We start from the raw sequence: 12622 nt of genomic DNA, 5'->3' as shown, positions 1-12622 counted from the left end.
TAAAAGCTGGTTAAGCATTTTGACCGTGCTTTAACAAACTCATTAAACTTTTTAGGTTTAAATATCAAAATGCACAAACGTCTTAAAAAATTATAATATGTACGGAAAAATAAAAGAACACTTACAGAAAGAGTTAGAAGAAATTAAAGAAAACGGTTTATACAAAAGAGAGAGAATTATCACTTCTCCTCAAGATGCCGAAATCACTGTCTCTACTGGAGAAACAGTTTTAAATTTTTGTGCAAACAATTATTTAGGCCTTTCTGCTAATAAAGAGGTAATTCAAGCTGCTAAAGACACAATGGACACACACGGCTTTGGAATGTCATCCGTTCGTTTTATATGTGGTACTCAAGACATACACAAACAACTAGAGCAAACAATTGCCGATTTCTACGAAACTGAAGACACTATATTATATGCTGCATGTTTTGATGCAAATGGAGGAGTTTTTGAACCATTATTAGGTGAAGAGGATGCTATTATTTCAGACTCATTAAACCACGCTTCTATTATAGATGGTGTTCGACTTTGTAAAGCTGCTCGATATAGATATCAAAATAATGATATGGAGGATCTTGAAAAGCAGTTGATTGCCGCAAATGAAAATGGAGCGAGATTTAAATTAATTGTTACCGATGGAGTATTTTCAATGGATGGTTTATTAGCGCCACTTGATAAAATTTGTGATTTAGCCGATAAGTACGATGCTTTAGTGATGATCGATGAGTGCCACGCAACTGGTTTCATTGGAGAACAAGGAATAGGTACGTTAGAAGAGAAAGGCGTAATGGGCCGTATAGATATTATTACCGGAACATTAGGAAAAGCTTTAGGTGGTGCTATGGGTGGATACACTACTGGTAAAAAAGAAATTATAGATATGTTGAGACAACGTTCTCGTCCATATTTATTCTCAAATTCTTTGGCTCCTGCTATTGTAGGGGCGTCGCTTAAAGTATTTGAAATGCTTTCTAGAGATACATCTTTACGTGATAAACTTGTTGAAAATACTCTGTACTTCAAAAAAGGCATGAAAGAAGCAGGTTTTGATATTATCGATGGAGACTCTGCAATTGTACCAGTTATGTTGTATGACGCGAAATTATCGCAAAAAATGGCAGATAGACTCTTAGAAGAGGGTATTTATGTAATAGGGTTCTTTTTCCCTGTTGTACCTAAAGGTAAGGCTCGTATACGCGTACAGCTATCAGCAGCACACACAAAGGAGCACTTAGATAAGGCAATAAATGCCTTTATTAAGATTGGAAAAGAATTAGAGGTAATCCCGTCTTAAAAGCCCGCTTTCTTCTTTAATAGCAAGCATTTTAGGAAAATTTTATTAGATTTGCTTTTGTTTATAATATTTAACAACTTACTTTTGCTCTTAATTAACACTTAAAAATTAAACAATCGAATATGAAACATCTTAACAGATTTTTAGTTGCTGCTATTCTTTTCTTAGGAATTGGAGTAGCAAATGCACAAGACGAGAACAATCCTTGGGCTGTTGAAGTTGGTGTAAACGCTGTTGACGTTTACCCTGCTGGACAAAATGAGGATCAATTACGTTTACAAGCTCCTGGAATGAGAGGGGAGATCTTTGACGAGTATTTTAATGCAAACGACCACTGGAACATTTTACCATCTGTTTCAAGACTTGCTATCAGTAGATATGTAGGTAGTGGATTTGTATTTACTGCTGCTGGTTCTATTAATAGAATTGACAAACTAGGTGACGTTGCTGCAAATGACCTTAGCTACTACGGTGCTGATGGTGCTATTAAGTACAGCTTTAGAAACGCTATCGCTCCAGGTGGTTGGTTTGACCCATCTCTTGGTCTTGGTGGTGGTTATACTTGGGTTGACGATATCGGTTTTGGAACTGCTAACGCAACTGCTGGTATTAAAGTATGGTTTACAGAGAACTTAGGTCTTAACCTACAGTCTACTTACAAGCATGCTTTCGAAGAAGCTTACGGTATCTCTCACTTCCAACACTCTGCTGGTATTGTTTTCCAATTTGGTGGGAAAGATACAGACGGTGACGGAATCTACGATAAAGATGATGAGTGTCCAGAAACACCAGGTTTAGCTGAGTTTAACGGATGTCCTGATACTGACGGTGACGGTATTGAAGATAGACTTGATGAGTGCCCAGAAACTCCAGGTTTAGCTGAATTTAACGGTTGTCCTGATACAGACGGTGACGGTGTGCCAGATCACAAAGATGAGTGCCCAACTGTAGCTGGTCTTAAAGAACTTAACGGTTGTCCAGACGCTGACGGTGATGGTATCGCTGATAAAGACGACGCTTGTCCAAACGAAGCTGGTCCTAAAGAAAACAACGGATGCCCTTGGCCAGATAGAGATGGTGACGGTGTTCTTGACAAAGATGATCAGTGTCCAGATGTTGCTGGTACTGTAGCTAACAAAGGTTGTCCAGAAGTTTCTGTAGAAATCATCAAGCAATTGAACGATTACTCTAAAACTATCTTATTCGATCTTGGAAAAGCATCTATCCGTAAAGAATCTTACGCTGTTCTTCAAAACATCGCTGATATCATGAAAGAATATCCAAACGCGAAGTTCGAGATTGAAGGTCACACTGATAGTACTGGTAGTTTAAAATTGAACGAAAGACTTTCTAAAGAAAGAGCTGCTTCAGTTAAAGATTACTTAACTACAATTGGTATGGACGCTGACAGATTAACTTCTGAAGGATACGGTCCATCTAGACCAATCGCTACTAATAAAACTAAAGCTGGAAGACAGCAAAACCGTCGTGTTGAAATTTCTTTAAAGAAATAATTATCAGCCGATAAGTTTTAAATAAATATTTTTGAAACGCCTCCGAATTTCGGGGGCGTTTCTTATTTTTAGGCTATGGTAACATTCATTCAAGAAACCCTAGCAGATATAAAAAACACCTACTCGGATATATCCGAAGTAACAATTATCTTACCAAGTAAGAGAGCTGGTGGCTTTATAATGAACGAATTGAAGAAACAAGCTTCCCACACACAATTCGCTCCCAAAATTTTAAGTATAGAAGAGTTTATAGAACAACTATCAAACCTTTCTATAATAGATAATACAGAATTGCTTTTTAAAAGTTATCAGGCATACCAAAGTACAGCTGCGATAAAACAAAAAGATGATTTTGAGACTTATGCTACTTGGGCGACTACGCTGCTAAACGACTTTAATGAGATTGATCGATATTTAGTTGAAACTATTCCTTTTTTTGGGTATTTAGCAAGTATTAAAACTTTAGAACGCTGGGGAGTTTCAGACGTAAAAACTGAATTAATCGAAAACTATCTAAAGTTCTGGGAAAGCCTGCCCTTGTTGTATAACAATATCCAAGCACTATTATTGAAAGAAAACATCGGCTACCAAGGAATGGTATATAGGGAAGCCGCTGCAAATATTGAGCACTATATAAACAGCAATGGAAATAAAACACATCTATTTGTAGGGTTTAACGCGTTAAATACTGCTGAACAATATATCTTTCAAGAACTACTAGAAACCGGTAACACTAAAGTTTATTGGGATACAGATCTATTGTTTTACGAAGATTTAAAACACAGCGCCTCATATTTTATCAGAAAATACATTAAGGAGTGGAAATATTTCCAAAACAATCCTCCAAAAATACATTCTAATAATTTTAAACAACCCAAACATATTCAACTAGTAGAAGTACAAAAAAATATTGGGCAAGCTAAATACGTGGGAGAGTTACTTTTAAAACTATCAGATGAAGAGATTAATAAGACCGCAATTGTTTTAGGCGATGAAAACTTACTCGTCCCCCTTCTATATTCCCTACCTGAAAATGTAAAAAACATTAATGTAACTATGGGAGTTGCATTGAAAAATTTTCCTGCAGTAGTATTTTTTGAATTGCTGTTTTCAATTCATCTTCGAGATACAGATAATCTGTATTACAAAGACGTACTTTCAATATTAAATCATCCATTAGCTTCTAAGTTGTTACCGAATGCACAAAGTATTTCTGAAAAATTAGTAAAAGAAAATATTACACATATTTCAAGTGAAACAATATTAAGCTTAACAGAAAATGAAGGCAAAAACCTATTAAAACTTTTATTTGAAAGTTGGAGTGAAGATGTTTCAACAGCTGTTAATTCAGCTTTAATAATTATTAAAACAATTCAGGATAAAAACAAGGTCAATAGTGTTGAACATCTTGTTCTTCACGAGTTAAATTCGGTATTTAATAAAATTGCAACTCTAAACGAAAAATACCCTTATTTAAACACAATTAAAAGCGTGCAAACGCTGTTTGTCGAACTGACGAGCACGGTTTCCTTAGATTTTAAAGGTGATGCATATGACGGAATTCAACTAATGGGAGTATTAGAAACCCGTGTGTTAGATTTTGAAAATGTTATAATCACGTCGGTGAATGAAGGCGTTTTTCCTTCAGGAAAGTCGAATGCCTCTTTTATTACGTACGATTTAAAAGAGCAATTTAATCTTCCTCGCTATTCCGAAAAGGATGCTATATACACCTATCACTTTTATAGGTTATTACAACGCGCGAAAAATATAACATTACTTTACAACAATAATTCAGAAGGTCTTAATACAGGTGAAAAAAGTCGTTTTATTCGACAATTAACGATTGATAAATGTAAAAACCACAGTATTGAAAAAACAATATTGTCTCCAAAAATACAGATTAAGCCTCACTCCCTGAAACAAATTGCAAAGACAGAAGCGGTAATGACACGACTTAAAGAAATTGCATCAAAAGGCTTCTCTCCCTCAGCTTTAACGGGGTATATTAGAAACCCGTTAGACTTTTATTTTCAGAAAATTTTAAGGTTAAATGAGTTTGAAGAAGTTGAAGAAACCGTCGCTGCTAATACCTTAGGAACTATTGTTCACGACACCTTAGAAAATTTCTATAAACCTTTAGAAGGAGAAATTCTAACTGTTCAACATATTATTGAAATGAAGTCCAAAATTGATGAAGAAGTTACTTCTCAATTTAAAAAAACCTTTAAGGGGGGGACATTCTCAAAAGGAAAAAACCTCATCATTTTTGAAGTTGCTAAAAGATATATATCAAACTTCTTAGACAAAGAAATAGTCGATGTTGAAGCCGGAAACACTATTGAAATTTTAAAGATTGAAACAGACTTAACCTTGGAAGTGCCAATACCTGAACTTGAGTTTCCGGTAAATATTCAAGGAAAAGTTGATCGTGTTGATAAGTGTAATGGAATTTTAAGAATTATTGATTATAAATCAGGGCAAGTAAGTCAAGGCGATGTTGAAATTACCGAATGGGAAAAAATTAATGAAGATTACAAATTCAGCAAGGCATTTCAGGTCCTTACTTATGCCTTAATGATGAATAAAGAAATACCTGTAATCAATGCAGAAGCTGGAATAATTTCTTTTAAAAATTTAGGTAGTGGATTTCTTAAGTTTGGAAAAAAAGACAAACCTAGAAGCCGAAATAAAACACAATTAATCACCGAAGAAACCTTAGATAATTTTACAATTGAATTAAAGAAGCTAATTTTAGAAATTTGCGATCCAAACATTCCATTTACAGAAAAAGAGATAGAATAATGATAGTTAGAAAAAATCAAATACTTACTTCAGAAGGTAAGAAACCAATCCTTTACGACGTTTATTACAAGCAAACAGAAAAACCTCAACCTATCGTTATATTTTGCCATGGGTATAAAGGTTTTAAAGATTGGGGAGCTTGGCATTTGGTAGCTGAAAAATTTGCCGATGCAGGATTTTGTTTCTTAAAATTCAATTTTTCTCATAATGGTGGGACAGTAAATCAACCTATCGATTTTCCAGATTTGGATGCTTTCGCTGAAAACAATTTCAGTAAAGAAATGGATGATTTAGATAGAGTTTTAAGCGAGATTGAAAATGGGAACGAAAATCTTCCTAAACATATTTCAAAAGTCTCCTTAATCGGACATAGTCGTGGTGGTGGCATTGTTATAATAAAAGCTCAAGAAGACCCAAGAATTGATAATGTTGTAACTTGGGCTAGTGTGAGCGACTTTAAAGCGAGATTTCAAGAAGGAAGCCCAGAATTTTACAAATGGCAAGAAACTGGCGTTATACACGTCGAAAATAGCCGTACTAAACAACAACTACCTCATAACTTTCAGTTTTACGAGAATTTTAAAGAAAATGAAAGAAGGTTTACAATCCATCGAGCAGTACGAGAATTAAAAAAACCACTTCTTATAATACACGGTAGTGAAGACCCTACAGTTTCATTGAAAGAAGGTGAAGCAATTCATTCTTGGAATCAAAATAGCAAATTGTCTATCATAGAAGGAGCTGATCACGTTTTTAACGCAAAACATCCTTGGGATGAAAATAGCTTGCCTGAAACATTATCACAAACAGTAGCAATTACTATCGATTTTCTTAAATAAAAAAACCACTGAAAAGCAGTGGTTTTTTGTGGAGAATACCGGAGTCGAACCGGTGACCTCTTGCCTGCCAGGCAAGCGCTCTAGCCAGCTGAGCTAATCCCCCATAGGATTATTTAGATTGCGAAAGTACTACTTTTTTTAATATACATCTATTTTTTTATATAGACTGTGAGCCAAACACTGAAAACTTTCAATAATTTTATATTCTAAATAAGTTTTGTAAAGCGCTGATAATAATTTAATGATTCGAAAAGCAAATATTTCTGAAATAAACCAAATTCTTGCCATTACCAAAGCGTGTGGTGAAATGATGATAGCCACTGGTATATTTCAATGGAATGATACCTATCCGAATGCTGAAGCTTTTCAAAAAGATATTGAAAGAGGTGAATTGTATGTTTATATATCTGAAGATATTGTTTTAGGATGTATCGTTATTTCAACAATAATGGATGAAGAGTATAAAAGTGTGAAATGGCTTACACCGAATTCAAATAATTATTACATACATCGGCTAGCAGTTCATCCGAAGCATCAAGGAAAGGGAATTGCAAGAAATTTGATGGGTTTTGCAGAAGAATTAGCCGTTCAGAAAAACATCGTTTCAATAAGACTAGACACTTTTAGCAAAAACATTCGAAATCAAAAGTTCTATAGGGCGCGTGGATATAAGCAGTTAGAAAATATTTATTTCCCAAACCAAAGTGAGTTTCCATTTTACTGTTACGAACTTCCTTTAAAAGATAACAGAGCTTAACAAATCCTATTTTGTAGCTTTGCACGTTATATGCGTACTACAGATATTTCTTTTAAACGTATTCAACAATTAGCCATTCCAGCTATAATTTCTGGAATCGCGGAACCTGTACTTTCTGCAACAGATGCAGCAGTGGTTGGAAACATTAAAGATTTTGGCATAGAATCACTCGCAGCTGTCGGAATTGTTGGTTCTTTCCTATCTGCTCTTATTTGGATTTTAGGACAAACGCGAAGTGCTATTTCAACTATAGTAGCACAAAATCTAGGAGCTGGTAAAATAAGCGAACTCGGAAAGTTTCCAGCCCAAGCCATATATTTTAATATTGGCTTAAGTATAATCGTTCTTTTTTCTACTTATTTCTTCGTTGAAGAAATATTCTCGATGATGAATGCAGAAGGCATTGTTCTCGATTTCAGTATCGACTATTACAATATTCGGGTTTGGGGCTTTCCACTAACGCTATTCACATTTGCAATTTTTGGAATCTTTCGTGGCCTACAAAACACTTTTTGGCCAATGATAATTGCTTCACTTGGAGCTGGATTAAACATAGGTTTAGACTTTGCCCTAGTTTACGGGATTGAAGGCTTAATACAGCCGATGGGAATTAAAGGAGCAGCCTGGGCTAGTTTAATCTCACAAATAATAATGGCAATCTTAGCTTTTGCCTTTCTGATGAAAAAAACCAATGTTTCTCTTAAGCTAAAAATGCCTCTTCACCACGAAATTAACCGATTAGTATCTATGAGCCTGAATTTATTTCTGCGCTCTGTATCCCTAAATGTAGCACTAATTCTAGCAACTCGAGAAGCTGCCGATTTAGGAAAAGAATACGTTGCAGCACATACTATTGCTTTTAATATATGGATATTTACTGCATTCTTCTTGGATGGTTATGGCGCGGCAGGAAACATTTTATCTGGAAAACTTTTAGGAGAACGCAACTACAAATCTTTATGGAAATTGACTAAAAGAGTGAGTTTTTACAACTTGTTAGTTTCGATGGCTTTGGTGATTATCGGAATCTTGCTTTATGAACCCCTAGGGCTTATTTTTAACAAAGACGAAACGGTATTAACGATATTATACGGGATGTTTTTTATGGTCTTAATAAGCCTTCCATTAAATGCGCTTGCATTTACTTTGGATTCTATCTTCAAAGGATTGGGAGAAATGAAATATTTGCGAAATGTCCTATTGGGTGCCACATTTTTAGGGTTTATACCTGTATTGTACTTTTCAAAGTACATGGAATGGGGATTATTAGGAATTTGGATTGCGATGAATGTATGGGTGGCATATAGAGGAGTGGCTTTACTTATCAAATTCCGAAGAAAATACATTCCATTGATTGGAAATTAATACATTTACTATCAACAAAATTCTAAACTATGGATATTTTAAAGTTTTTAGGTGGCCCAGGCCTATTTTTAATATTAGCACTCTTGGTGGTTGCTGTTGTTATCTACAACAAAATTAAAAATAAGTAATTAACGAGTTTTAAGCCAACCCGTAATACTCAAGCGCTCTGATTCTTTTACCACCTTTACCTCGTGCTCTAGAATCTGACTTTCAAAAATCACTACTCTACCTGGAAGTGGTAAAATATCTAGTTCGTTGTTTTCGGTGTAAATTGTAAGTTCACCTCCATTTTCAACTAACCAATTATCTTCATTCAAGTAACAAACTATCGAAAGTTTACGACGGTCGTCGTTTTGAAAGGTGTCTAAATGTCTCTTGTAGAATGTCCCTTTAGGATAAACAGCGTAATGAAATTCTTTATATAAAATTCCTAAGAAACACGTTTTATTTAAGTAACCAACAAGTTCGTTTATCTTATTAAAAAATATGTTTTCTGTTTCATTGGCGTTTTTTTCATCCATCCAAAGAATAAAATCACCACGAACCGTTTTATCAATTTCTTCATTAACACGGTTCCCTATGGCAGATTTTTTAAACTTGTCTGCTTCATATTTTGCAAGTAATGATTCTCGCAGTAACACAACTTCTTCTAAAGAAAAAAAGTTGTTTACAACACTGTACTTCTGATTTATTAAATCAGAAATAATATTTTCAAACAATGGATTTTCAACGAATTCCAGTTGTTCAAATATTTCTTCGGTCATTTATGTGATTTAAAAAAAGTTGGCAAATATAGGTTACAAATGATTATGATTTTCAAAAATATTTTTCCTTTCAAAAACTGTATCTTTGATTCTTTAAATTAAGACAATGCAGACAATTAGAATCACTAAAATATTTTCCTTTGAAACTGGCCATGCTTTATACGGCTACGATGGGAAATGCCGTAATGTTCACGGGCATAGCTACAAACTTTCCGTTACCGTTATTGGCAGTCCAATCGAGGACAACAGTAACGTAAAATTTGGAATGGTAATAGATTTTAGCGATCTCAAGAAAATTGTAAAAGAAGAAATTGTCGATGTTTTTGATCACGCTACGGTATTCAATAAGAACACACCTCACGTCGAATTAGCGAAAGAACTGAGTGATCGTGGGCACAGTGTACTTTTAGTAGACTATCAGCCTACAAGTGAAATGATGGTAATCGACTTTTCAAACAAGATTAAGAATCGTCTGCCTGACAATATCAAGCTTCATTCATTAAGGCTTCAAGAAACGGATAGCAGCTATGCCGAGTGGTTTGCAGCTGATAATTAAATTTTGAATGTAACCCGAGTTTAGTCAAAAATGTCATTTCTATATCTTTGAATATGCAAATTCCACAAGGCAAAAAAATTTACTTTTCTAGCGACAATCACCTTGGCGCGCCCACTCATGCAGAAAGCTTACCGCGTGAAAAGATTTTTGTGAAATGGCTAGACAGCATTAAGCACGATGCGGAAGTTATATTTTTACTTGGAGACCTTTTCGATTTTTGGTTTGAATATAAAACTGTAGTACCTAAAGGATTTGTACGAACCCTCGGAAAATTGGCCGAAATTCGCGATAGCGGTATTCAAATTCACTTTTTTGTGGGGAATCACGATTTGTGGATGCACGATTATTTTGAAAAGGAATTAAACATTCCTGTTTATCATAAACCTAAAGAGTTTGTGTTTAACAATAAACATTTTTTAATTGGTCACGGGGATGGACTTGGTCCAGGAGATAAGGGGTATAAACGCATGAAAAAAGTGTTTACTAATTCATTCTCTAAATGGCTTTTCCGATGGTTACATCCCGATTTGGGAGTGCGCTTAGCACAACATCTTTCTGTTAAAAATAAATTGATATCTGGAGATGAGGATAAAGAATTTCTTGGAGAAGACAAGGAATGGCTAGCCCAATATTCTAAGCGAAAACTAGAAAGTAAACATTACGACTACTTCATTTTCGGGCACCGTCATTTGCCTATGGAAATTAATGTTGGAGAAAATTCAACTTACTTTAACCTAGGCGATTGGATAAATTATTACTCTTATGGTGTTTTTGACGGAGAAAAGTTCGAGTTGCAGAATTTTAATACTACCAAAAAATAAATGTTGCTTTAAGAATATCAAAAGCGCTTTATCAGAAATATTATTCTCTTATATCTTTAAGACGGAGTTGTAAGCTAACGTTCCCTTGCCACTCGTTTTCATCGATACAATACACTGCTTTAAAAGGCTTGCCATTACAAGCAATATCTTCCTTATCGGCCATACCAAAACCTATTGCAGTAAATTGATTAGAATTTTCTTGTTTTACCACAAGTCGTAAGTGAGATTTATCCTTACCAACACATTTACCCACACCTACATCGGTTAAATTTTCAGTCATAAATACAGGGGTCATATTTCCAGGACCAAAAGGGGCAAATTGCTTTAAGATTCTATAAAACTTTGGAGTTATATCGTTTAAGTCTATCATAGCATCTGCACTAATCTCAGGAATTAATTGCTGCGGTGTAATGGTTTCAGAAACAACCTTTTCAAATTCATTTTTAAAGTTTTCGAAATCTTCCTTCATTAAAGTAAGACCCGCAGCGTATTTATGTCCTCCAAATTGTTCAATATGATCTGCACAACTTTCCAAGGCATTGTAGACATCAAAACCTTTTACAGAGCGAGCTGAGGCAGCTAACTTTTCGCCGCTTTTTGTAAATACCAAGGTTGGGCGATAATACGTTTCAGTTAACCGAGAAGCAACAATCCCGATAACACCTTTGTGCCAGCTTTCGTGATAAACTACAGTTGTATTTCGATCTTCTTCATCATTATCTTTTATTTGCTGAAGCGCCTCTTCTGTAATTTTTTTATCGGCTTCCCTTCTATCACTATTAAATGCTTCAATTTCTGCCGCATATATCTCGGCATTTTCTAAATTCTCTTCAGTAAGTAGGGTTACAGCATGATTACCATGCTTCATTCTTCCAGCTGCATTGATACGCGGTGCAATTATAAAAACTACATCGGTAATTGTAAGTGTTTCTTTTTTAATCTCTTTAAGAATAGCTTTAAATCCAGTACGGGGATTGCTGTTAATCACCTTTAAACCATAATAGGCTAGGATTCTATTTTCACCAGTGACAGGTACAATATCGGCTCCAATTGCTGTAGCAACCAAATCTAAATACAGCAGAATATCGTCTAAGCCTAATCCTCTTTTTTCTGATAGCGCCTGAATTAATTTAAACCCAACACCACAACCACATAATTCTTTAAACGGGTATTCACAATCTTCTCTTTTTGGATCGAGAACAGCTACTGCCTGTGGAATTTCATCACCGGGTCTGTGATGGTCACAAATAATAAAATCTATACCTTTCTCAGAAGCATATGCTACTTTATCGATTGCCTTAATGCCGCAATCCAATGCAATTATTAAAGTGAAATTATTGTCGAATGCAAAATCTATCCCTTTATAAGATACTCCATACCCTTCATCATATCTATCTGGAATATAAGTGGAAACATTTGGATAGTATGTTTTTAAATATGAAGATAATAAGGCAACGCTAGTGGTACCATCAACATCATAATCGCCATAAATTAGAATATTTTCTCCATTTTCAATAGCTTTTTGAACTCGATCGACAGCCTTGTCCATATCTTTCATTAAAAACGGATCGTGAAGCTCCTCTAAACTTGGACGGAAAAAACTTTTAGCTTCTTCAAAGGTTTCTATTCCGCGTTGTACCAAAAGATAGGCAACTAACGGATCTACATTCAAATCTTTTGAAAGTGCGTTAACTTTCTGAGAATCAGGTATAGGTTTTAATGTCCAGCGCATGTACTTCGTAAATTCCAATGATTAAAATTCCAAATTCTAAAGAATTTGAATTAGTTGTTGATATAAAATTCTAGGGAGTGCCGTAAATTTACACAATTTCGATTTGTAACACACATTCATAGTAAATGAAAAAAATACTATCTTAGATAACCATTGTACCTCAGCCTAAAAC

10 protein-coding genes and 1 tRNA gene are annotated in these 12622 nt (G+C 34.9%); 8 read left to right on the top strand and 3 right to left on the bottom strand.

All coding sequences use genetic code 11. The features are described 5' to 3' along the window. Positions 1–97: 97 nt before the first annotated feature. From kbl to RT250_RS04995, 4 genes are all read left to right on the top strand, one after another. Positions 98–1297 carry a glycine C-acetyltransferase gene (kbl, locus tag RT250_RS05010; protein ID WP_313112700.1) on the top strand — a complete coding sequence of 400 codons (1200 nt, stop codon included), beginning with the start codon at positions 98–100 and terminating at the stop codon, positions 1295–1297. A gap of 122 nt (positions 1298–1419) precedes the next feature. Beyond that, a complete protein-coding gene (locus RT250_RS05005) occupies positions 1420–2811 on the top strand; it encodes an OmpA family protein (protein WP_313112699.1) in 1392 nt (463 codons plus the stop codon). 75 nt (positions 2812–2886) lie between these two features. Continuing rightward, the gene (locus RT250_RS05000) at positions 2887–5616 is read left to right on the top strand and encodes a PD-(D/E)XK nuclease family protein (RefSeq protein ID WP_313112697.1); all 2730 of its coding nucleotides are present in this window, start codon (positions 2887–2889) and stop codon (positions 5614–5616) included. After that, positions 5616–6455 carry an alpha/beta hydrolase family protein gene (locus RT250_RS04995; RefSeq protein WP_313112695.1) on the top strand — a complete coding sequence of 280 codons (840 nt, stop codon included), beginning with the start codon at positions 5616–5618 and terminating at the stop codon, positions 6453–6455. Before RT250_RS05000 ends, RT250_RS04995 begins: the two co-directional genes overlap by 1 nt. Positions 6456–6484: 29 nt before the next feature. Here the strand turns inward: RT250_RS04995 and RT250_RS04990 are convergent. Beyond that, positions 6485–6558 (bottom strand) — tRNA-Ala (locus RT250_RS04990). A gap of 138 nt (positions 6559–6696) precedes the next feature. On the opposite strand from RT250_RS04990, the gene RT250_RS04985 reads away from it, so the two are divergent. Then, on the top strand, positions 6697–7212 hold the full coding sequence (locus RT250_RS04985) for a GNAT family N-acetyltransferase (protein WP_313112693.1): 516 nt from the start codon (positions 6697–6699) through the stop codon (positions 7210–7212). Between the two features lie 30 nt (positions 7213–7242). Beyond that, on the top strand, positions 7243–8577 hold the full coding sequence (locus RT250_RS04980; protein WP_313112691.1) for an MATE family efflux transporter: 1335 nt from the start codon (positions 7243–7245) through the stop codon (positions 8575–8577). A gap of 128 nt (positions 8578–8705) precedes the next feature. Here RT250_RS04980 and RT250_RS04975 read toward each other — a convergent pair whose 3' ends face one another. Beyond that, positions 8706–9341 (bottom strand): 2OG-Fe(II) oxygenase, encoded by a 636-nt coding sequence (locus RT250_RS04975; protein WP_313112689.1) that lies wholly within the window; start codon positions 9339–9341, stop codon positions 8706–8708. Between the two features lie 106 nt (positions 9342–9447). On the opposite strand from RT250_RS04975, the gene RT250_RS04970 reads away from it, so the two are divergent. Together RT250_RS04970 and RT250_RS04965 are read left to right on the top strand one after the other, a co-directional pair. Further along, on the top strand, positions 9448–9897 hold the full coding sequence (locus RT250_RS04970) for a 6-pyruvoyl trahydropterin synthase family protein (RefSeq protein WP_313112687.1): 450 nt from the start codon (positions 9448–9450) through the stop codon (positions 9895–9897). A 53-nt stretch (positions 9898–9950) separates the two neighbouring features. Then, complete coding sequence (locus RT250_RS04965) at positions 9951–10718, top strand: UDP-2,3-diacylglucosamine diphosphatase (RefSeq protein ID WP_313112685.1); 768 nt, start codon at positions 9951–9953, stop codon at positions 10716–10718. A 40-nt stretch (positions 10719–10758) separates the two neighbouring features. Here RT250_RS04965 and recJ read toward each other — a convergent pair whose 3' ends face one another. Next, the gene (recJ, locus tag RT250_RS04960; RefSeq protein WP_313112683.1) at positions 10759–12450 is read right to left on the bottom strand and encodes a single-stranded-DNA-specific exonuclease RecJ; all 1692 of its coding nucleotides are present in this window, start codon (positions 12448–12450) and stop codon (positions 10759–10761) included. Positions 12451–12622: the final 172 nt, after the last annotated feature.

It is taken from the genome of Aequorivita sediminis, assembly GCF_032080575.2.
Lineage (GTDB): Bacteria > Bacteroidota > Bacteroidia > Flavobacteriales > Flavobacteriaceae > Aequorivita > Aequorivita sediminis.
This window is presented reverse-complemented; position numbering and strand designations above follow the sequence as displayed.

Excerpts from the sequence above, each read along its gene's own strand:
- RT250_RS04975 (WP_313112689.1), bottom strand. The coding sequence starts at position 9,341 with ATGACCGAAGAAATATTTGAACAACTGGAATTCGTTGAAAATCCATTG.
- kbl (WP_313112700.1), top strand. The coding sequence starts at position 98 with ATGTACGGAAAAATAAAAGAACACTTACAGAAAGAGTTAGAAGAAATT.
- RT250_RS04970 (WP_313112687.1), top strand. The coding sequence starts at position 9,448 with ATGCAGACAATTAGAATCACTAAAATATTTTCCTTTGAAACTGGCCAT.
- recJ (WP_313112683.1), bottom strand. The coding sequence starts at position 12,450 with ATGCGCTGGACATTAAAACCTATACCTGATTCTCAGAAAGTTAACGCA.
- RT250_RS04965 (WP_313112685.1), top strand. The coding sequence starts at position 9,951 with ATGCAAATTCCACAAGGCAAAAAAATTTACTTTTCTAGCGACAATCAC.
- RT250_RS04995 (WP_313112695.1), top strand. The coding sequence starts at position 5,616 with ATGATAGTTAGAAAAAATCAAATACTTACTTCAGAAGGTAAGAAACCA.
- RT250_RS04980 (WP_313112691.1), top strand. The coding sequence starts at position 7,243 with ATGCGTACTACAGATATTTCTTTTAAACGTATTCAACAATTAGCCATT.
- RT250_RS04985 (WP_313112693.1), top strand. The coding sequence starts at position 6,697 with ATGATTCGAAAAGCAAATATTTCTGAAATAAACCAAATTCTTGCCATT.
- RT250_RS05000 (WP_313112697.1), top strand. The coding sequence starts at position 2,887 with ATGGTAACATTCATTCAAGAAACCCTAGCAGATATAAAAAACACCTAC.
- RT250_RS05005 (WP_313112699.1), top strand. The coding sequence starts at position 1,420 with ATGAAACATCTTAACAGATTTTTAGTTGCTGCTATTCTTTTCTTAGGA.